17 protein-coding genes and 1 pseudogene are annotated in these 20,783 nt (G+C 56.7%); 11 read left to right on the plus strand and 7 right to left on the minus strand.

Going from position 1 to position 20,783, the window contains the following annotated elements:
* Positions 1 to 6: 6 nt before the first annotated feature.
* The 3 genes and pseudogenes from epsF to Q0Z44_RS08460 form a co-directional block, all read right to left on the minus strand.
* Positions 7 to 1,422, minus strand: coding sequence for a chain length determinant protein EpsF (epsF, locus tag Q0Z44_RS08450; RefSeq protein ID WP_109037463.1), 1,416 nt, complete (start codon positions 1,420 to 1,422; stop codon positions 7 to 9).
* A gap of 67 nt (positions 1,423 to 1,489) precedes the next feature.
* Positions 1,490 to 2,581: pseudogene (locus tag Q0Z44_RS08455) on the minus strand (glycosyltransferase family 4 protein); the annotation flags it as partial.
* A gap of 59 nt (positions 2,582 to 2,640) precedes the next feature.
* Positions 2,641 to 3,738 carry a glycosyltransferase family 1 protein gene (locus tag Q0Z44_RS08460; RefSeq protein ID WP_159098982.1) on the minus strand — a complete coding sequence of 366 codons (1,098 nt, stop codon included), beginning with the start codon at positions 3,736 to 3,738 and terminating at the stop codon, positions 2,641 to 2,643.
* A 221-nt stretch (positions 3,739 to 3,959) separates the two neighbouring features.
* Here Q0Z44_RS08460 and Q0Z44_RS08465 point away from each other — a divergent pair, with 221 nt between their 5' ends.
* From Q0Z44_RS08465 to Q0Z44_RS08510, 11 genes are all read left to right on the plus strand, one after another.
* Entirely contained in the window at positions 3,960 to 5,063 is a 1,104-nt protein-coding gene (locus tag Q0Z44_RS08465) for an NDP-sugar synthase (protein WP_109037460.1), read from the plus strand.
* A 30-nt stretch (positions 5,064 to 5,093) separates the two neighbouring features.
* Complete coding sequence (locus Q0Z44_RS08470) at positions 5,094 to 6,107, plus strand: NAD-dependent epimerase (protein ID WP_298011744.1); 1,014 nt, start codon at positions 5,094 to 5,096, stop codon at positions 6,105 to 6,107.
* Positions 6,108 to 6,201: 94 nt separating this feature from the next.
* Entirely contained in the window at positions 6,202 to 7,380 is a 1,179-nt protein-coding gene (locus tag Q0Z44_RS08475) for a glycosyltransferase (RefSeq protein WP_298011745.1), read from the plus strand.
* A gap of 80 nt (positions 7,381 to 7,460) precedes the next feature.
* Complete coding sequence (locus tag Q0Z44_RS08480; RefSeq protein WP_298011746.1) at positions 7,461 to 9,290, plus strand: DUF1800 domain-containing protein; 1,830 nt, start codon at positions 7,461 to 7,463, stop codon at positions 9,288 to 9,290.
* 8 nt (positions 9,291 to 9,298) lie between these two features.
* Complete coding sequence (locus Q0Z44_RS08485) at positions 9,299 to 10,771, plus strand: DUF1501 domain-containing protein (protein ID WP_298011747.1); 1,473 nt, start codon at positions 9,299 to 9,301, stop codon at positions 10,769 to 10,771.
* 182 nt (positions 10,772 to 10,953) lie between these two features.
* Complete coding sequence (locus Q0Z44_RS08490; RefSeq protein ID WP_298011748.1) at positions 10,954 to 12,324, plus strand: hypothetical protein; 1,371 nt, start codon at positions 10,954 to 10,956, stop codon at positions 12,322 to 12,324.
* A complete protein-coding gene (locus Q0Z44_RS08495; protein WP_298011749.1) occupies positions 12,321 to 13,142 on the plus strand; it encodes a glycosyltransferase family 2 protein in 822 nt (273 codons plus the stop codon). Before Q0Z44_RS08490 ends, Q0Z44_RS08495 begins: the two co-directional genes overlap by 4 nt.
* Before the next feature lie 246 nt (positions 13,143 to 13,388).
* The gene (locus Q0Z44_RS08500) at positions 13,389 to 14,456 is read left to right on the plus strand and encodes a hypothetical protein (RefSeq protein ID WP_298011750.1); all 1,068 of its coding nucleotides are present in this window, start codon (positions 13,389 to 13,391) and stop codon (positions 14,454 to 14,456) included.
* Between the two features lie 5 nt (positions 14,457 to 14,461).
* On the plus strand, positions 14,462 to 15,469 hold the full coding sequence (locus Q0Z44_RS18305; RefSeq protein WP_366517590.1) for an acyltransferase: 1,008 nt from the start codon (positions 14,462 to 14,464) through the stop codon (positions 15,467 to 15,469).
* Between the two features lie 217 nt (positions 15,470 to 15,686).
* On the plus strand, positions 15,687 to 15,965 hold the full coding sequence (locus Q0Z44_RS08505; protein WP_298011751.1) for a hypothetical protein: 279 nt from the start codon (positions 15,687 to 15,689) through the stop codon (positions 15,963 to 15,965).
* 185 nt (positions 15,966 to 16,150) lie between these two features.
* Positions 16,151 to 16,381, plus strand: a complete 231-nt coding sequence (locus Q0Z44_RS08510; protein WP_298011752.1) for a hypothetical protein — start codon at positions 16,151 to 16,153, stop codon at positions 16,379 to 16,381.
* A 128-nt stretch (positions 16,382 to 16,509) separates the two neighbouring features.
* On the opposite strand, the gene Q0Z44_RS08515 is transcribed toward Q0Z44_RS08510, so the two are convergent.
* The 4 genes from Q0Z44_RS08515 to Q0Z44_RS08530 all read right to left on the minus strand — a co-directional run.
* Complete coding sequence (locus Q0Z44_RS08515; protein ID WP_298011753.1) at positions 16,510 to 17,076, minus strand: putative colanic acid biosynthesis acetyltransferase; 567 nt, start codon at positions 17,074 to 17,076, stop codon at positions 16,510 to 16,512.
* Position 17,077: 1 nt separating this feature from the next.
* The gene (locus Q0Z44_RS08520; RefSeq protein ID WP_298011754.1) at positions 17,078 to 18,214 is read right to left on the minus strand and encodes a glycosyltransferase; all 1,137 of its coding nucleotides are present in this window, start codon (positions 18,212 to 18,214) and stop codon (positions 17,078 to 17,080) included.
* 9 nt (positions 18,215 to 18,223) lie between these two features.
* Complete coding sequence (locus Q0Z44_RS08525) at positions 18,224 to 19,468, minus strand: WcaI family glycosyltransferase (protein ID WP_298011755.1); 1,245 nt, start codon at positions 19,466 to 19,468, stop codon at positions 18,224 to 18,226.
* A partial coding sequence (locus Q0Z44_RS08530) for a hypothetical protein (protein ID WP_298011756.1) occupies positions 19,465 to 20,783 on the minus strand: 1,319 nt, incomplete at its 5' end. The genes Q0Z44_RS08530 and Q0Z44_RS08525, both read right to left, overlap by 4 nt.

Genomic DNA, 20,783 nt, shown 5'->3' on the forward strand with positions numbered 1-20,783 from the left:
AGGGTGTTACACAGAGGGGCTGGGCAGCCGGACCGAGGTCTTGCTGCCGGGCAGGGGGAGAAAGCGCATGGGCAGGGCCTTGCTTGCGCGGGTCAGCGCCTCGGGCATGCTGCCCAGGCTCGTTGCCCCGACCAGCTCTCTCAGGTCCTGATCCACCCGCACGCGGCGGTCGCGCAGTTCACGCACCACGGCGATGCCGATGCCCACGAACAGGCCGACGAAGAGGGCCTGCAACAGGTAAAGCAGCTTGCGCGGCGACGAATGGCGGTAGGGTGCGGTCGCGTACTTGAGCACGGCGACGTTGGTCTGATCCAGCCGGCTCTCCAGGCTGCTTTGCTGCACGCGGGCCTGGATGGCGTCGAAGCCCCGCTGGGCGCTGGCCACATCGTTGGCCAGCAGCATGGCCTCATCGCGGGTGGCCTTCAGCTTGAGCACTTTGTCGCGCTGGGCGTCCAGCAGCGCGCGCGTCTGGGCTTCACGCTGCATCGCGATCTGTGCGGACACCCCGCTGGTGCGCCCCACCGCGGCCGACTCCGCCTGGATGCGCGCCTTCAGCTCGTCAATGCCGGCCCTCAGTCGGCCCATCGCGGGGTGGTTGTCCGCGTAGCGGTCGCCTTCTTCCTTCAGCCGGGCTTCCTGCCGCGCCAGGTCGGCCTTCAGGCCCATGATGACGGCGCTGTTCATCGCATCCGGGCTGTTGATGCCGGCCTGCGACTTGCGGCTGACCGCATCGGCCGTCACGGCCTGCAAGGTCACCAGCTGCGCCGAGAGCTCACCTAACCGGGCCGTTTCCACGTCGATGCGCTCGTCCGTGGCCACGATGCCCTTCTGCTGCTGGAAGGCCGACAGCTTGCGCTGCGCCGTCTCGAGCGCCTCGCGCGCCTGGGCCAGCTGGTCCGTGAACATCGACGAATACTGCTTCGCCGGCGACACCCGCAGCTCCAGGTTCACGTCCACATAGCCCTTGATGAACTCGTTGACCAGCGCCGCGGCAAAGTTCGGGTCCGATGCCACATAGCTGATGCCGATCACGTTCGAATTGCGCTCGGGTTTGACCTCCAGCGAATTCAGCAGGCTTTCCGCAATCCAGGTTTCGAAATCCCCCCGGCCCTCGGTGGCCTCCTGCCAGCTGGCGCGCAGCATCTGACTTTCATGCAGCTTCAGGTTGCGGATCACGCGCTTCGCCACGCGGTCGCTGCGCACGATGTCGACTTGCGTCGACAGGTACTGGCTTGTTTGCGGCATCAGGGTCCCGTTGATGGGGTCTGGCGTGCGGCTTTCGACCACCACGCTGCCTTCGGCCGTGTACTTCTTCGGCAGCAGGAACGCCAGCAGCATCGCCACCGTGACGAGGAACACCAGCGTGAAGACGGGCGCCTTCCAGCGCGCACGCAGGATGGCAAGAAACTGGGCAAAACTCATGGTTCACCTTCTCATCGGTTCAATAGCCAAACTCACGGATCGCACCGTTGACGGCCTGCGACATCGATTGCCGGAACGTCTCGGTCGAGAAGCGCAGCGCGTTGTCGCGGCAGTCCACCGGCCGGATCTCATCCGAGATGGATTCGAAGCGCCGCACGGCCGCGGCAATGCTCTCGGGCGTCTGCTCATGAAAGAAGACGCCGGTCGGGCGGGGGCACTCACCCACCGCCAGCACCGTTTCCAGCGTGCCGCCACGGCCATAGGCGATCACGGGCGTGCCACAGGCCTGTGCCTCCACTGGCGTGATGCCGAAGTCCTCTTCTGCGGCAAACACGAAGGCCCGCGCGTTCTGCATATGCGCGCGCAGCACGTCACCGGGCTGGTGCCCCATCACCTCGACGTTCGGGCCGGCCACCTCGCGCAGCCGGGCCATGTCCGGCCCGTCACCGATCACCACCAGCTTGCGGTCCGGCAGCAGGCGGAAGGCCTCGGCAATGACTGGAATCATCTTGTAGGGAACCAGCCGGGATGCCGTCACATAGAAGTCCTGCTTGCGCGTCACCAGCGAGAAGCCCGACGTGTCCACCGGAGGGTAGATCACCTCGGCCTCGCGCCCGTAGCACTTCTCGATGCGTCGCGCGATGTAGCGCGAGTTGGCCAGCATCACGTCCACGTTCGGTGCGGTCCGCACATCCCACAGCCGCATGTAGTGCAGGATGGCCCGCACCAGCATCGACTTGAAACCTTGCTGCAGATGGGCCTCACGCAGATACTGATGCTGCAGGTCCCACGCGTAGCGGATGGGCGAGTGCACATAGCTCACATGCAGCTGGTTGCCCGACGTGATCACGCCCTTCGCCACGGCGTAGCTCGACGACATCACGATGTCGTACGACGAGAGGTCGAACTGCTCGATGGCCATGGGCATCAACGGCAGGTAGTGCCGGAAACGCTTGCGAGAACCAGGCAGACGTTGGATGAACGACGTGTGCACCGTGCTGTCACCCAGAAAGCCGCGGTGCTGGTCGGGCAGGAAGTCCACCAGCGTGAACACATCTGCTCCCGGCCACATCTTCAACAACTGCTCGAGCACCCGCTCTGCGCCGGCATAGACCTCCAGCCAGTCGTGCACGATCGCCACCCGGGGGGCTTTGCCCGCCAGGGGGCGCACGCGGGGGGCTGGTCGCTCCACCAGCACTGCGCGTCTGATCTGCGCTGTCATGCCATCTCCTTCAGATGATGGGCAAGCGCCTGTGCAGCACGTTGCCAACTCCATTCCTTGCTGCGTGCCAGACTGCGTGCACCCAGGTCCTGTCGGCCTGCCTGGCCCGACTTCATCACCTGATCCAACGCCCGAACGCAAGCGTCCGGGTCATGCGGGTCGAAATACACGGCGGCATCGCCGCACACCTCGGGCATTGAGGCCGCGTGCGACGACACCACCGGGCACCCCAGCGTCATGGCTTCCAGCGGAGGAAGCCCGAATCCCTCGTACACCGACGGGAACACGAAGACGGCTGCGTGCTGATACAGGCTGTTCAACTCGCCGTCCGACACGTAGCCCACCCGTTTGATGAAGGGCGGCAGCGACTGCTCGGAGCGAGAGAACACGGCATGGTTCAAGCCGCCTGCGATGACAACGTCGAAGTCAGGCCGCTGCAAGCGCAGCATGGCCTGCGCCACGACAGCAAAATTCTTGCCCAGGTGGTTGCTGCTCACGGCGAGCACGTACGGCCGCTGGCGAAGTCCGTGGCGATCCAGTACGCCGTCGTCGGGCGTCACGCGCAGCATGTGGTCGCCGCCCGCTGCCAGCACACCAATGCGCTCTGCCGGCACATTGAGATGACGAGCCAACTCCTGCTGCGAGAACGCCGACACCGTGAGGATGCGCGCGGCGGAATGTGCCAGTAAACGATGCAGAACCCGGTAAGCCAGGCGAAAACGCCAGCTGTAGGCCTGCGGCAGCGCGAACACGGCGGCGTCGTGGATGACCACCAGCTGCCCGGTGCGTCGCAGCGGCGCCGTGTTGCACAGGTTCAGCAACGGCAACTCGGGCCGGAAGCGCGCCAGCTCCATCTGTTCCCAGGCGTGGCCCTGGCGTCGACCCACCTGCACCACCCGGCCATGCTTGAGCCCCAGCTTGTCCGGCACGCCTTGCGGCACGGCCACCAGCAACTCGGTGTGAGGCAGCGCGTGCGGCATGGCCTGGTCCAGCGCGCGCAGCGTTTCGTGGGCAAACCGCTCCACACCGGTCACGGGCCGGCCCATGAAGCGCCCGTTGACAACAAAAGTACGACGGTGAGGGAGAACACTCATGCGATTCATCAAATCACACCGTCCTCTCGCCGCCGCCCCCTCAGAGCGGGGGCTGAAGGGGCTTCATTAGCGCCCGCTCACAAATGCAATCACCCGTTCACCCGGTCCCACGTTTGGCTACTCGTCGCTGTGGCGTGCTGGTGGCATGATGCGTGCATGGCCTCGCCGTGGCCCGCGCCCGGTTGCGGCAGGGCCGTTCATACAAGACTGAAAGCAGCGTCATGGCCAAAGCAATGATCCTGGCGGCCGGGCAAGGGACCCGCGTACGCCCCCTCACCAAGCAGACCCCCAAGCCCATGGTGCCCATTCTGGGCAAGCCGGTGATGGAATACATCATCGAGCACCTGGCCCGCTACGGCGTCACCGACATCATGGTGAACGTGGCGTTCAACCACTGGAAGATCGAGAACTACTTCGGCGACGGTCACCGCTTCGGCGTCAACATCGGCTACGCCTATGAAGGTGTTCGTGAGCACGGCGAGATCGTGCCCAAGCCGCTGGGCTCCGCTGGCGGCATGCGCCGCATCCAGGACTTCTCCGGCTTCTTCGACGAAACCACCATCGTCCTGTGCGGCGACGCCATCATCGACCTCGACATCAAGGCCGCCCTGTTCGAGCACAAGGCCAAGGAGGCCCTGGCCAGCGTCGTGACGCTGGAAGTCCCGCGCGATCAGGTCAAGAACTACGGCATCGTCGTGGCCGGCAAGGACGGCAAGGTCGAATCCTTCCAGGAAAAGCCTTCCCCCGAAGAAGCCCGCTCGAACCTGGCCAGCACTGGCATCTACATCTTCGAGCCGGCCGTGGTCGACCTCATCCCCCCGGGCAAGGAGTTCGACATCGGCAGCCAGCTGTTCCCGATGCTGGTGGAAAAGGGCCTGCCGTTCTACGCGCAAAGCCGCTTCTTCAACTGGATCGACATCGGCCGTGTGGCCGATTACTGGGCCGTGTGCCAACGCGTGCTGCGCGGTGAAATCGCCCAGATGGACATGCCCGGCAAGGAAGTGCGTCCGGGCGTGTGGGTGGGCCTCAACACCAGCGTTGACTGGGATTCGGTGAACATCACCGGGCCGGTGTACATCGGCTCGGGCTCCTGCGTTGAGAAGGGCGTCACCATTGAGGGGCCCGCCTGGATCGGCCACGGCTGCCGTCTGCGTGAAGGCAGCAAGGTGGTGCGCAGCGTGCTGTTCGAGTACACGCGCCTGGGTGAAGGGGCCGTGTTTGATGAAGTGGTGGCCTCGCCGGTGTATTGCGTTGACCGCCACGGCCGCACCACCTACCAGGGTGATGAGACCACCTCCCTGCGCTGGGGGGACGCCCGCGCCTGAGTGTCACCGAAGTGCCGGACAATCCGGGTCATGAGCAAGATTCTTGTGACCGGCGCGGCCGGCTTCATCGGCATGCACGTCACGCTCGCCCTGCTGGCGCGGGGCGACGAAGTGGTGGGCATCGACAACCTCAACGACTATTACGACCCGGCGCTCAAGCACGCCCGGCTGGCCGAGATCCAGGCCGCGGGCGGCACGTTCCGGTTTGTGAAAATGGACGTGGCGGACAACGCGGCCCTGGCCGCGCTCGCTGAGGCTGAGCAGTTCGACACCGTCATCCATCTGGCGGCCCAGGCCGGCGTGCGGTACTCGATCACCAACCCTCACGCGTACGCGCAGTCCAACCTGGTGGGCTTTGTGAACGTGCTGGAGGCCTGCCGGCACCATGGCGTGAAGCACCTGGTGTATGCCAGCAGCTCGAGCGTGTATGGCGGCAATACCAAGATGCCGTTTGCCGAGACCGACCCGGTGGACCACCCCGTGAGCCTGTACGCGGCCACCAAGAAGGCCAACGAGTTGATGGCCCATACGTACAGCCACCTCTACGGCCTCCCCACCACCGGGTTGCGATTCTTCACGGTGTATGGTCCCTGGGGTCGGCCCGACATGGCGCCCTTCCTGTTCACCAAGGCGATCCTAGCCGGCGAGCCGATCAAGGTGTTCAACCACGGCAACATGAAGCGCGACTTCACGTACATCGATGACATTGTGGCGGGCGTGGTGGCGACGGCCGATCGACCGCCGCAGCCTGATGCGGGCTTTGACCGGATGAACCCGTCGGCTGCCACGTCATGGGCGCCGTACAGGGTGTTCAACATCGGGCACAGCGAGCCGGTGGCGTTGACGGATTTCATTCGCGGCATAGAGGGCGCGCTAGGAGTGCGTGCAGAGATGAATTTACAGCCCATGGCAGCCGGAGATGTTGCCGCCACGTTTGCTTCAGTACGAAATCTTGAGGAATGGACTGGAGTTATCCCGAAGACCGGCCTTTCGGTCGGACTGTCGCAGTTCGTATGCTGGTACAGATCGTTCTACAAGGTGTGACTAGCCCCCTGATGTAAGGGTATTTTTCTCATGTCAATCTGAGAAGAATGGGCGCGCCTTCGTCAACAAGTCAGCTGTAAGGTTCAAACACTTCATGCGGATCCTGCATTGCATTTCATCAATGAATCCAGCCGGTGGCGGGCCTGTGGAGGCACTAAAGCAGCTCTCCGGTGCGTATGAAGCAAGCGGTTGCACGGTGCATGTAGCCACCCTGGACGAACCGAGTGCCCCGTGGATAAAGGATGCCGGGCTTCCCGTGTTCGCTTTGGGTCCCCGTTATCTTGGCAAGTGGGGATACGCTCCGGCATATAGAGGCTGGATTAAATCTAACGCTTCTAGATATGATTTGATTGTTATTGACGGTATATGGCAATACCACTCATTTGGTGCTTGGAGTGCGCTAAAGGGAACGGGCGTTCCGTACGTCGTCTTTACGCATGGAATGCTCGATCCATGGTTTAAACGGCGTTATCCGCTCAAGCATTTTAGGAAATGGATGTTCTGGCCGTGGGCAGACTATCGCGTTCTAAGGGATGCAAAGGCCGTCCTCTTTACCTGTGAAGAGGAGCGCCGATTGGCTCGGCGTTCTTTCTGGCTTTATAAGGCTCGCGGGGTGGTTGTTCCATTTGGCACCTCGATGCCTCCGGGCGAGCACGACCTTCAAAAGGCGCTGTTTTTAGAACGCTTTCCGGGCTTGAAGAAGAAAAGAGTGCTTCTTTTTTTGGGGAGAATTCACGAGAAAAAAGGTGTGGAGATGCTTATCAGGGCATTTGCCGCGCATGCCGAAAGTATGCGTGAAAACTCTGTTGCTCTCGTGATCGCTGGGCCAGATGACGGCGATTATGCTGTGCGTATGAAGGCCCTAGCGCGCGAATTGGGAGTCGCAGATCAAATTTTGTGGACTGGAATGCTGCGCGACAAGCTGAAGTGGGGTGCTTTCAGAGTTTCAGACGCATTCATTTTGCCTTCCTTTCAAGAAAACTTCGGTATTGCGGTCGCCGAGGCGGCCGCATGTGGGGTTCCTGTTTTGATCTCCGATCAAGTCAACATATGGCGAGAAATTGAAGAGGCAGATGCGGGCTTCGTTGCGCCCGCCACCATAGCGGGCACCGAGCGTCTTCTTAGCAACTGGTTAAAAGCGCCAAGTGATGAGATGGGTCGAAAGAGGGTCAACGCTCATAAATGTTTCTTAGAGAATTTTTTGATAGACCGTTTGCCTAGTCGTTTAATAGCGCTACTGCATCAGTCTGATGCAAGATGTAAGGCGCTGTAAGCTGAGCGCCCCTTGTGACATACGCACACAGGCGCTGCCGAGCGGGCGCCGACAATACTGGCACAGCTTCTGAGATCGCCATGTCAAACGCAGTCAACCGCCTGTTCTCCCGTCTCTTAGTTGGCGGTGCAGCCCTTACTGTCGCCGCCGCGCTAGTCGCCTGCGGCGGCGGTGGTGGCGGCTCCACTGCCGCAGCACTTAACAGCGCTACTCCTTCTGACGAGTCCGTCCAAGCAGCTGGAGTGGTGCGCTCCACCGGCGTTGTCTTATCAGACTTTGGCGCAAAAAGCCCAGCAACGCTCCTGGATGCGCACCGGTTTCTTACGCAAGCAACGTTCGGGCCAACTCCCTCTGCCGTCACTGCAATCCAGTCTTCCACCTATGGCGCGTGGATCGACAGTCAACTTGCTACCCCCACTGGCATCAGTCATCAACAACTCGCCACGGAGCGGAATGCGGCCACGGGTGGGAAGCATCAATTTTTCTTTGGGTTCTGGCAAAAGGCTTTGACAGCCCCTGACCAGCTGCGTCAGCGAACCGCTTTTGCGCTATCGCAGATATTTGTTGTCTCGTTTGCCGACCAGTGCGGACTCAGTTCCGCGATGGGCATGGCGTCCTACTACGACATGCTCACCAAGCAGGCTTTCGGCTCGTACCGAGACTTGCTGCAAGCAGTCGCGTTACACCCTATGATGGGTTGCTACCTGTCCCACCTGCGCAACCAGAAGGCCGATCCAATCACCGGGCGTGTGCCGGACGAAAACTTCGCCCGTGAGATTCTTCAACTTTTCTCTATTGGACTGGTCCAGCTTAACTCTGACGGTACGCCGAAGAGGGATGCACAGGGACGGGAAGTTGAGACATACAGCCCTTCGGATGTTGCAGAGTTGGCGCGGGTTTTCACGGGGTTTAGCTGGGACTGCCCGGATTACCCGGCAGACAACTGTTTCAAATATTGGGGTGCTACAAGTCGGCCAGGCTACGCTGATCCTTGGACCGTTCCGATGCGGGGCTACCCGAAATTTCATGATAGTGCCGCCAAGGTGGTTTTGGGCAAATCGGTTTCTGCGCAGACAGATCCGGCTGCAACTTTGAAGCAGGCGTTGGACATCATAGCGTCTCACCCCAACGTCGCCCCTTTTATAAGCAAGCAGCTGATCCAGCGTTTCGTGACGAGCAATCCTTCCAAGGAATACGTCGCTCGTGTTGCGGCCAAGTTCATCAGTTCCGGCGGGAATATCGGCCAGACCGTCAAGGCGGTTCTCCTTGATGACGAAGCCCGCAATCCGGATTTTGTGACCCGTTCCAACTTCGGTAAGGTTAAAGAGCCTATCGTACGGTTCTCAGCTCTCCTTAGAGCTTATGGCGCGAAGTCCGATTCTGGCTATTACCTCATCGGCGATACACGTGAGGCAGCGTTTGGCTTGAATCAGAGTCCGCTGTTCGCACCTTCGGTCTTCAATTTCTATCGGCCGGGCTACACGTTGCCAGGTTCCGCTACAGCTGCTGCAGGGATGGTTGCGCCAGAGCTTCAGATTGCGGACGAAACGAGCATGGCGGGCTATGTCGGATTCGCTTCCACATCGCTCTGGGCTGGGGTCGGGCGGAATGGTTATAACGGCACTGCAGCGAGGGCCGACATTCAATTCCCTTTTACGATCGACCCGGCTAACGACACGCTAAAACTGGCTGGTAGCCCTAGCGCGTTGATCGACGACATCAACCGCAAGCTCTTCGGCGGCACCATGTCTGTAGACCTCAAGAACGATATCTCTGCAGCTATGAACTCCATTGAATACCGCGCGCAGGTGAATCCGACCCCATCTCAAATCGAATCAACTTTTAAAGCTCGGATCTGGTCAGCACTCGCGCTCGCCGTAGCATCCCCTGAGTACATCGTTCAAAAGTGAGTTCCCCAATGAGCAGCAATAAACAGTCACGTCGGCTCTTCCTTCAGCAGGCTGGAGCGCTCGCATCCATGGGTCTTGGGGCAGGCAGCGGGGTAGCACTGAATTTGGCCGCGATCGGAAGTGCATCTGCTCAATCCGCAACGGATTACAAAGCTCTTGTCTGCATCTTTCTGGCAGGCGGTAATGACGCGTTCAATACGGTGCTTGCGACCGATGAATCGTCTTGGGCCAGCTACAACGCAGTCCGCAATCAAGTGCCCGAGAGCATCGTGCTCCCAAGGGATCGGCTACTGTCGCTGACCCCCGCCGACGGCTACGGCAGACCCTTGGCACTAAACCCCCAACTGAAGCAGTTGCAGCGTCTGTTTAACACCGATCGAAGACTGGCGATCCTCCCGAACGTCGGAACCCTGATAGAACCGCTCACCAAAGCTCAGTACGTAGAGAAGACGCGCCGTATACCCAGTAAGCTCTTTTCGCATAACGATCAGGCGACTACTTGGCAGGCGCTAGGGCCCGAAGGAACGTCAGTTGGCTGGGGCGGGAAAATCGCAGATGTTTTAGCTGGAAGCAACTCCGGAAGTCTTTTCACTGCTGTATCAGCTGCCGGGAACGCGGTTTGGCTCTCCGGGACATCAATTAAGCAATATCAGCTTTCGCTGAACGGCCCGGTTCGATATGGTTACCGCCTCAATAATGAGGGAAGGCCCGTGATCCAAAATTCGACTGTCGCTGCAGACGCAATGCTTAGAATTGCAAAGCGCGCTAACGTCGGTCCGTTTGGTGCGGATCTTTCTGCGACAGCAGCCAGAAGTATCGCCGCTGAACAGTCTCTCAGCAACGCTTTGCTCTCAGCATCTGATGCTAGGCTGGGGGCGGAGTCTGATATGAGTTATATCTCGCCAGTGACAGGGCAGAGTAAGGCTAGCGGGTTAGCTAAACAGCTCCGAGTTGTTGCCCGAATGCTGGGCGCTAGAGATACGCTCGGTCTTAAGAGACAAGTCTTTTTCGTCCAAGCCACGGGTTTTGACACTCACGACGGGCAGATTAGCCGTCACGCCGAGTTGATGGCCGCGCTAGATCACGCGGTGAACTATTTCGACGAGACATTAGGGCGGCTTGGCGTACGGGAGTCGGTCACGACCTTTACCGCGTCGGACTTCGGTCGTACCTTCACCAGCAACGGCGACGGGACGGACCATGGTTGGGGCGGCCATCATTTTATCGTTGGTGGAGCGGTAAAAGGCGGCCGAGTCCTGGGGGACTTCCCGGTTATTGGCGTAAAGAACACCAAGGATAACTGGTTCGACTCTAGCCCTAACCAAGTTTATAACGGTGCCTTGCTCCCGACCACGTCCGTGGAGCAATACGGTGCTTCATTGGGCCGGTGGATGGGGCTCACTGATTCACAGCTTACAACGGTCTTTCCTAATCTCGGAAATTTCGCGGGAGGCGGGATTCCGCGACCATTTGGGCTGTAACTTAGATCTCATCTGCTCGATCTCATGCGCGCCGTAGGCGCGCTTTTTTTTACCCCTCGATTAAGGGGGTTGGCGCGTTCCTGGGAACTTCTGAAGCCGGGTCAGGTCGCACATCGGCCCCCGTTATATTATGGTTACGTCTGTGACTTTATCGAAAACGACCTCACCTCACCTCGCTCGCCATGTCCGCTAGGAACCGCATTATCGCAGGGCTTGGCGCTCACGCGTTCGGCCAATTAGTAACGATCTTTGGTCAAATTGCTTTAACGCCACTCTATTTCAAGTCTTGGGGCGCGGCGATGTACGGCGAATGGTTGATGCTTTCGACCATACCTGCATATCTGGTGATGGCGGACTTAGGGATTGGCTCTGCAGCTGGCAACGACATGGCAATGAAGGTGGCGGCTGGCGACAAAGAAGGAGCTAGATCAGTGCTTCGCGCTATGCTGTACATCAGTGCTTGTGCAGCGGCAGCGGTTATAGCGGTCGGTGTTTTCGCGGGTGGCTTGATTTGGTCAATACCCTTTCTGCACACCAGCCAAATCCCGGTAAGAGAGGCCTCTGCCGCAACTGCGCTCTTAGGGGTAGGTGTAGGGGTAGGTTTCTTTTCGAGTGTGGCCTCGGGTGTATACAGGGCGGTGGGGAGAAATGCCGCGGGTGTATTAATCGCTAACCTGGCCCGCATGGTGGAGATATCTGCACTAGGTATTTTGCTCCTCCTTGGTGCTGGTCCGATAGACTTGTGTCTATGCGGCCTTTTTATCCGCACTGCGTCGTTGATTATTCAACGCTGGCATATTGGGAGGATTAGTCAATGGCTAATATTGCCGGGCGCCAAGAGGGAACGAGGTGCCGTTCGCCGATTGCTGCGCCCAGCGCTGGGCTTCATGGCCTACCCTTTGGGCAACGCACTTGCATTGCAGGGGCCGCTCATGCTAATCGGTGTAGTCATGGGGCCAGCTTCATCGGCCACCTTTGCCGCGCTGAGGACGGTCGCCCGTGTACCTAATCAGATTACAAATGTGTTGAGCTTCTCCATATGGCCGGAGATATCCAAGGCTTATGGTGAGTCCGACGAGTCCATGCTTCGTGAAATGCACAGGGCCTCGTGGGGGATAACTGCCATCGTGGCTATGGTGGCCGCAACAATATTGTGCATATTCGGGCCTATGATGGCTGAGATTTGGTTACATCGCGCCATTTCCGTGGATAGATCGCTTCTCGCTGGGTTGCTGCTTATCGCCACAACTTCTTCTTTATGGAACGCTAGCGCAGTTTTTCTTTCTGCCGTGAACTTGCATGCTAAGTTTGGCCTGCTTTATGTTGTGACGAATTCAGTCGGCCTAATATTGGCCGGGTTGCTAGCTTCTCTTTCTGGTTGGCTAGGTCTTCTGACTTCTCTTTGGCTCGTCGAAGTAGTTTTGCTAGTCTGCGCTCTTTTGTCAGTGCTCAATCTGACGCGAGATTACCTTTGGGATTTCATCCTCGCTTTGCCGTCCACAGCATTGAAGAGAGCTTCAATGGGTGTGGTTCTTAAAAGGAAAAAAACATGATTTCAGTGCTTGTGCTGACGAAAAATGAGCAAGCCGATTTGCCCGGTTGCCTACGATCCGTTGCTTGGAGCGACGATATCCACGTTTACGATTCCTTTAGCACAGATAAAACGGTCGAAATAGCTAAAGATTTTGGTGCAACTGTGACGCAGCGCACTTTTGATAACTGGGCCGCACATCAAAATTGGGGTCTCAAGAACATAAAATTCAAACATGACTGGGTTTTCTATATAGACGCCGATGAGAGGGTTACGCCGGAACTTGCGTTGAACGTTAAACTGGCGGTCGCAGAAGAGAGCGGTGTTGTTGCCTTCAGCGTCCAGCGTCGCGACTTTTTCATGGGAACTTGGCTTAGGCACGTCCAAGCGTCGCCGTACTATATGCGACTGTTTAAGCCGGAGGCCATAAGGTATGAGCGACTGGTAAATCCGGTTTCGATCGCTAGTGGACCGGTGGGTACACTGCATGGATATCTCGATCACTTTCCGTTCAGCAAGGGAATTGCGCACTGGGTGGCAAGACACAACTCATATAGTGATTTGGAGGCAGAGCAGATAGTGGCGAATGCTGCGTCTCGTGAACCGTTCTCTGTCGTAAAGGCGTTTACGGCAGCAGACTTCCACACTAAGCGATATCACCAAAAGGAGCTTTTTTACCGGTTGCCTCTCCGCCCACTAGTCAAGTTTGCCCTGCTGTATATTGCCAAGAGAGGCTTTATGGACGGGCGGGCGGGTCTCAGGTACGCCATTCTGCAGTCGATTTACGAGTACCTGATTGTCCTTAAGACCGAGGAACGAAAGGCGGCCGCTGATCGCTAATCTACGAACTTTCTCAATGACGGATATAAGGAGGGGGAAATGTGCGTAAGAGATCGCGCGACGTTGTGGCCGATCATCGGTTACGTTGTAACCACTATGGTAGTAGCGCTGTACGGCGCGTCAAGAAGTGGATTGAACCACTACTCAGTTTTTGATTTGGCCAATCTTGTCGGTCCGACGGTCCGCAGCTTTTTGGCAAACGGATGGATGGAGGCGATGCCAGGGTACTACGGAGCTAGGATGCCCGTGGCAACGTTGTACGCCGTTTTAGGGTACATCGCCTTTGGCGATAAGGTGGCATACATAATTTTTCTTAAGGTTCTGTTGGTAGTTGCGGCTTTAGCCTGGATTGCGTGGCTTGTGTTTCGAAGCCGCGGGGAGAAGTCGATCCTTGATTTTCTCGCGCTTCTCCTCATCAGTACGTCGTCCTACACGGTAGCCAATATTGTCAATATCCAAGTTGAAGAAGGGTTCGGTTTCGTGGGGCTGGCCGTCTGCTGGGCCGTGCTGCTTTATGGCGCATCACCCGAAAGAAAAGGCCACCTCGGAGGACGCGGATACCATAAGCACTCTATTGCAATCCTCTTCGGATGCTCGGCCGCAATTGCACTGCTGTCCAAGAGTTCATTTGTGCTGTGTGTCGCTGTGTTGCTCGTTGCTTTCGGTTATAAGTTCGGCCTTCGGTATTTCCTCGCATGTCTCCTAGTTGTTGCGACTTCAGGAGTGGCCTGGGCGTCTTATCAGTACGCAGGATCCGGAAGATTCACAATCGGGACCAGTTTGGATGGATGGAATTTATACAAAGGGAACAATCCTTATTTTTTGGAACGGTATCCGCCGACTCCGGGTACCAGCCTGGATATGTACGATGACGATCTGTTTAAGGATTCCCCTGCCGGTGGGGAGTGGGTTGTGAACGATTTTTACAGGGAAAAGTCTTTTGCTTATATTTTAAATAACAAGGAGAAGGCGGTCGCGGCCCTTAAGAAAAAGTTTTGGGTGTGTTTTTTCTCGGTTGAGAAGTACGGGTCCACTTCATCGGAAGGTGTCCGTAAATACTACGAACTGGGCAGCATGATACTTTTTAGGGTTGTTTTTTGGCTGAGCTTAGGCGCCGCAGTTGCCGATTCGTTTGTTCGACGACAGAGAGCGCTTGGGATCGCATATATTCTATTTGTCGGGGGATTGCTGCTCCCATACCTCGTCGGTTTCGCGTACACGCGGCACGTAAGCGTCCTCGCGCTTCCTGCCGTTTTATATCTCCTCGCCTTCATTAGGCGGAACACAGTGGCTCCATTAGAGGCGCCGAATTGATGCCTATGAGAGACGCTCATGATTCCGGCCAAAGGGTAAGTTATTTGGATGCCTGGCGAGGCTGGGCAATTATTAGCGTTCTGGTGGGCCACTTCGTGGTTGCGAGTGGCATAAATTTTGGGAGGTTGGGCGTCGAGTTGTTTTTTGCGCTCTCGGGAAGTTTGATAGGTGACATCCTCTTCGTGAAAAGGGACGCTCTAGCGGCATACGCATTGAAGCGCTTTGCCAGAATAGTCCCCTCACTGTGGGTGTTTCTTGCGTTGATTTCCGTCGGATCTTGGTGGTTCAACATATCATTTCCTTGGATCGACGTGCTTTCCGCGGGTCTGGGATTTGCGAATTATCACAGGCCACATACGCTTACGTTTCAACACCTCTGGTCTGTGTCCGTCGAAATGCAGGGGTACGTTGTCTTGGGATTGGTGGCCTATATATGTAGATCCTCGCGGCTCGTCGCGCACTTTGTTATTTCTACGCTGGTTGCCTTCTCGTGGTTGACCGTGTGTATCGCTGCTCTAAATGGAACGTTGGAGTATTACAGTACATTTTGGAGATTCGAGTTCAGATGCACCTCAATGCTGTTGGCGGCTGCCTTGGTCAGCTATGGCGTTTCCCGAATTCGGCGGTTGCCGCCATGGTGGGTTTTTTTATTTTTAGGGTGTCTATTTTTTGTTGACTTGGTGCCAGACGCAGTCAGATACACTTTCGGTTCCGGTTTGATTGCGATCGCCTGTGTGCAGCTGCGGAACGCTCCCCATCATATTTCGTTTTTTAATAACAGGTTCGTTGCAGAGGTCGGCCTAGCTTCTTATAGTGTCTATTTATGGCAACAAGTGTTTTTTTCTCAAAAGGCGTGGCTAAGTAAGCCGGTCGCGTTAACGCTGGCGATCATGGTTGGTTATGCGGTCCACAAAATATTGGATGAGCGTCTTCATAAGTTTGCGCTGCGATTTCTCATGCGAGGCGCAGGGTTTAACCGTGACACGACGAGTCCGGCCCGAGCGAGAACCTAAAGGCATCGGCCTAACGAAGTATTGGCATATGGACGGGGCTGTTATTTTCACTGGAAAAAGGCGGTTTAGTCGCAGCGGCGCGGCCCTCTCTGGTGCAAACGTTGACCGAAACGACGATGTGCACTTTCACGGAAGACGCCATTAGGCGCCGGTCTGCAAGGCGCAAAATTTCAGCCTGATCGAGCAGTGGCGGTCGTGCGATATGCCTCGGCGCACGGTGTACTACCGCAGCACCAAGGCCGCGCCGAAGGTTCAGGATCACTCCGTCAAGCCAATCAAGGCGATGATGGAAGAGAACCCGTTGTTCGGTTATCGCACCGTGGCGCGCCTGCTTAGCTTGAACAAGAACACCGTGCAGCGCGTCTTCCAGCTTAATGGATGGCAGTGCGCAAGCGCCCGGTGGGCTTCGACTTCGCATCCGGGCCTTGCCATCGGTAGCCAAAGTACAATACGAGCGGTCCGCGACAGATCTGTGCCGCGTATGGACGTTGCGTGATGGGTATGCTTCGCTGTGGCCCTGCTGATTGACTGCTAGAGCCGCGAACTGTAGAGCTGCCACCTCTCAGCCACAGCGGCCGATCCAAACCGCTGAGGCGGCCCTCTAGCAAGCCCTGATCGCCCGCTACGGCTGACCGGGGCGAGGTCAAGCATCCGTTCTTGTTGAGGTCAGACAACGGAGTGGTGTTCACCAGCCGCAGTTACACGGCCCGGGTCAAGAGCTATGGCCTGCAGCAGGAATTCATCACCCCGTGCAGCCCGGAGCAAAACGGCTTGGTCGAGCCCGTGATCAAAACGCTCAAAGACCAACGCGTGTACTGCCACCGGGGCGAGACCCAACAGCACGCCAGCCACGTAATGGCGACGGGATCGGTTTTTACAACCACCGGCGCCCTCAACAGGCGCTGGGCATGAAGACCCCCGCTGAGGCTTATACTTTGGTTGCCTGATTTGCGCAGAAAGCGCTGGGTCAATACAGCAAGCCGCTGAAATGACCGCTTCTATCAAGACTTGCAGCTCGCGCGCCTGCTTGCAGTTGTTCTTTACCGGAGAATTTCGCGGCGCTTCAAGACGCGAGCAGGGGAGCCCGCCACAACAGTCCAAGGGGGAACGTCTTTAGCTACGGTTGAGCGCGCTCCAACGACGGCTCCGTCGCCGATGAAGACGCCGGGCCCTACAAATGCGCCAGCTGCCACCCAGCTATGTGAGCCGATCGAAATTGGCTTGTACGTCAACGGCATGGCACTATCGGTGAAGTCGTGCGTGCCAGTACATAGGAAAACGTATTGGGAAATGACCGCCATATTCCCGATCGTCACGGTCGCAAAATTGTAAATTTCTGCATCCCTGCCAATCGCACAATAGTCCCCTACAGTGAGATTCCAAGGCATTAAAACACGAACGCCTGGCATCACAAGACACTTCTTCCCCAGATTGGCGCCAAACAATCTGAGAATGTAGGAGTTGACACGGTGAAGCGGTCTAGGAAGAACGAGTAGCCAGGGCTGACCCAGCACGTTCCACGCAATGCGCTTTAAAAGTGTGGCCTTTGCCCACTTGGTTCGGCTTTTCCGTAAATCAACCTGTAATGGCTTTGCAGGATCGCTCATCTCATACTTGTTGTTGAAGGCCGAGCAACTGGATATAGCGCTCCACTTGGCGACTGACGTCAAAACTTTGCGATCTTTGCAAAATCGCGCGGCGGCGGGCGTCGGACTGCAGACTATTGGACTGAACAGTAAGCTTCACTGCATTCGCAAGAGCCTCGGCGTCGCCAACGGGGCACAACGCTCCATAACGTGCGCCGTCAAGGATCTCGCGCGGGCCCGAAGGGCAGTCGGTGGAGACGACTGGTTTGCCTAATGCAAGGGCCTCCACGATGACATTCCCAAACGACTCGTGCAGCGAGGTTAAGAGCAATAGGTCGGAGTTGGCCAACTCTGGGAAAGGATTGCTTCTTGCCCCGAGAAAGTAAAAGTTCGAGACGCCCGCCTGCTGGACAACTTCCTGAAGTCTGCTGAGTTCCGGTCCATCGCCAATAACCGCGATGGCGAAACGCTCCGGAGCAAGTATTCTGGCGACCTGAATCGCAGTGTCGTAATCTTTCTGAGGAGCTAGACGCCCAATCATTAAAGCCACATGAGAATAATGTGAGCGAAGTTCCTGGAATGCCGGGGACACACCGCCGTGGGCAAGCTCTCTTATGCGAGTTATATTGTGTCCGTTATAAAGGACAACGGTTTTGCTCGCAGAGCAAACGCGCTCCTTAATTAGCTCCTCTGAAACTCCGCTTGAGACACATGCAACCATCTTGCTTCTTCGGAAGCTCCACTGGAGTATTCGCTTCTTTACCAATCCGCTTGCAGAGGCATAGTGGCCGGAAGGGCTATCGTGCTGGAAGCCGACGTAGTCAAGTTGTGCCCCTAACAGGTGTTTGCACGCTGCCACCATCAAGTTGGGAAGAAGGCCATGGGCAGACACGGTTGCTCCTGGCTGCGCCTTAAGCAGCTTAAACAGACGGACCAGCGCAAGGGGCGCAAAAACTAAAGCCTTCGCATAGGCTGGAATGCCTGGAAGTAGGCATCGTATCCGCCCTGGCTTAAGTTCGTTTAGCTGTTCGAGCTGCTCATGGAGAATCACTACCGTGACATTAATATTTTTTGCAGCTAGTCCTTCCGCCAGACAAGCAACAGTACGAGCAACCCCACCCCGCGCAAGGTTAGGCAGAAAGAAGATATAGTCGCGCACTCGTTAACCTCACTCGGCTAGGCTTTCGCGAGGGTCCATTATTAATCTGGTCGCCTCGTCGACAAAAGACCCCAACACGGAGGAAATAGATATGTGTCGCTCAGCATAGTGTCGGGCCTTCGCACCGAAATCAACGCAAAGCTTATGATCGTCAGCAAGTCGCACTAGGTTTCTCGCAAGGGATGCAGCATCCCCTGGTGGGGAGATAAGCCCACACCCGGATATAACTTTTGCGATCTCTGATGAAGGCGAGCAAGCGGCTGCCACGGGGCGTCCACTTGAGAGCATCCCCGTTATTTTCGAAGGAAGTACGAGATCCTCCGCATTGCCTGACTGCGGAAGGAGATGTACGTCTGCCAGCCCAAGCAGTTCTCCCAGCTTATTCACTGGCTGTAAGGGCAGCATTCGTATGTTCGTTAACGATTTTGCTTTCTCCTGCAAAAAAGGCTTCATCACACCGTCGCCGCAGATTACAAAAATAATGTCTGTGCGATGAGATAGTATCTCAGCGGCCGCAGGGATAATGTCCAAACCTTGCTTTTCACCCAATGTCCCGGAGAAAAGAAAAACCTTTGCTTCCGCGCTGATGCAAAGAGCATCTCTGTATGAGCTCCGGCTCTGGAGCGGCCTGATGCCCTCCGTGTCGGCCCAGTTGGGCAGCAGAACTGTTCTGGACGCCTCCACGCCTTTCGCATGAAGTCGTGAGAGCATTGCCGAAGATATCGTTGAAACCCTATCGAAGCGCTTGAATATTGCCGTTTCGATTCGCTTAGAAAGCCGTTCGAGTCGCTTTCCCCTGAGTTGCCCCATTCCAAAAGCAATGTCTACTTCGAAGTCTTGGACGTGGAGCCAGGAGCGTGCTCTCACGAGTTTCGCAAAGACGTGCCCGCCAGGCGCACAGGAGATGTAAGGGGCGACAGTAAAAACCAAATCGGGGCGCCATATAACCTGCCTAAGAAGCTGTGGGATGGATAGCAATGAGAAGCTCAGCATGCTCAGTGCTCGGGATGCTCCACGAGGCTTGCCAAAGAGGAGAAGAGGGGCCCGGTATACCGTGATATCACCTAATCGATCGGTGGCAAACGGGCGGAGCAAGTATTCGCCTTTAATCTTCCAGCTAGGATAATGCGGCGGGGCAGCGATGACGCGGACCTCATGCCCACTCTTCGCTAACCAGAGCGCCATTTCCCCGGAATACTTTCCGATGCCGGTCTCTTCAGGGAAGAAATTCGCGGAATATATAAGAATCTTCACGGCGCCTTTGCTCCCGAATCTGTCGTCTTAACTTGGTAGGGTGTCGTGCGAAACAGTGCTGCGATCGCGTTCAGTGTTCCCACAAGCACAACAAATACCAGCACTTTTTGCGGCAACGCGCGAAGGAGGAAGCCAACTTTCGCCGCTATAGATTCGCCCCCTACCCCGTAGAGGAAGATGGGCCACGCCAAGCATAATGCAACCGGCGATATATGAAGACCCGTCGGCGTGTTGAGCGAGTTCAATGCAATAAAGGTAACCGTGAAGAGCAATAGCGCAGCAACTGGCCAGTATGGTCCGCACAATGTGTAAACGTCACCAAACACCGACCCCGTGACGAAGCCGCCTAATGGGTATCCATACGCGAGGTGTATATAGACATCGCCGATCGAGTAGAGGTGCTCAAACTTCTGTATGTCGATATCAAGGGCGTCGAGCATTGGTTGAGGTAATAAGACAATGATGCTTCTTATCTCCTCATCGACTATGCGCGATATTTGCTCGTCCCCCATTAGCCCGCCGAGGAAGAAAATGTTGTCATGAAATTTTGTCTCTGTAAGGCGAGACATAATTGGGTTCTCAAGATATGTCTCATCGTACATGGTGGTGAGCCGCTTCAGATACCCAGTATCCCGATGCTGTTGCATCTTCTGATCGTCCATCAACGCTTCGGCCGTAAGCCGGATCATTTCGACGCGGGTGGCATCTTCCCGATTTTCCCGTGCAATTGCCATTGCCGTCACTAGGTTGGAAAGGGAAAAAACGGATACTATTAAGACCGAAAGCGCGATCAGCCACCGCGCTAGAGACTTTCGTGTCATCCCCTGAGGCGCGCGGAGGCTGATGACAAGATAAATCAACGTCACGGTAGCGGGGCCGGTGAACATCAGTCCTCGGGCATTACGCGCTAAACCAAGTGCCGCAATGAGAAGGGCATAACCAATCAGTAGCGGAGCTTGCCGTCGAATATCACAATATGTATCTCCCTCTGCTTTGTAGTATGCCACTATGAGAAAAGGGAGCCATGTAAGGAATTCTGTTGCCTCGAGAAACTTGCCAAAAACGTTTCCGAAAGACGCAGTCTGTCCCACCAGCGAAAATAGGCCCGGTAGAGCCAAAAGCCAAAGGTATAGCGGCTCTCTCGTCTTCAGCGCGCCCAAAGGCAGGAGTAGCTTCGTAGACACGAAATCTGAAATGCGGTTTAATGGCCGAAAGTTAAGCGAGAGCGAATGACCTAAAGCAGCGACTATGTGCATCACCGCCAGCGTCTGAAACGTTAACTCCGGCGCTCTGAGATTTTTCGCAAACGGTTCAA

Source organism: uncultured Aquabacterium sp. (assembly GCF_947366995.1).
GTDB lineage: Bacteria > Pseudomonadota > Gammaproteobacteria > Burkholderiales > Burkholderiaceae_C > Aquabacterium.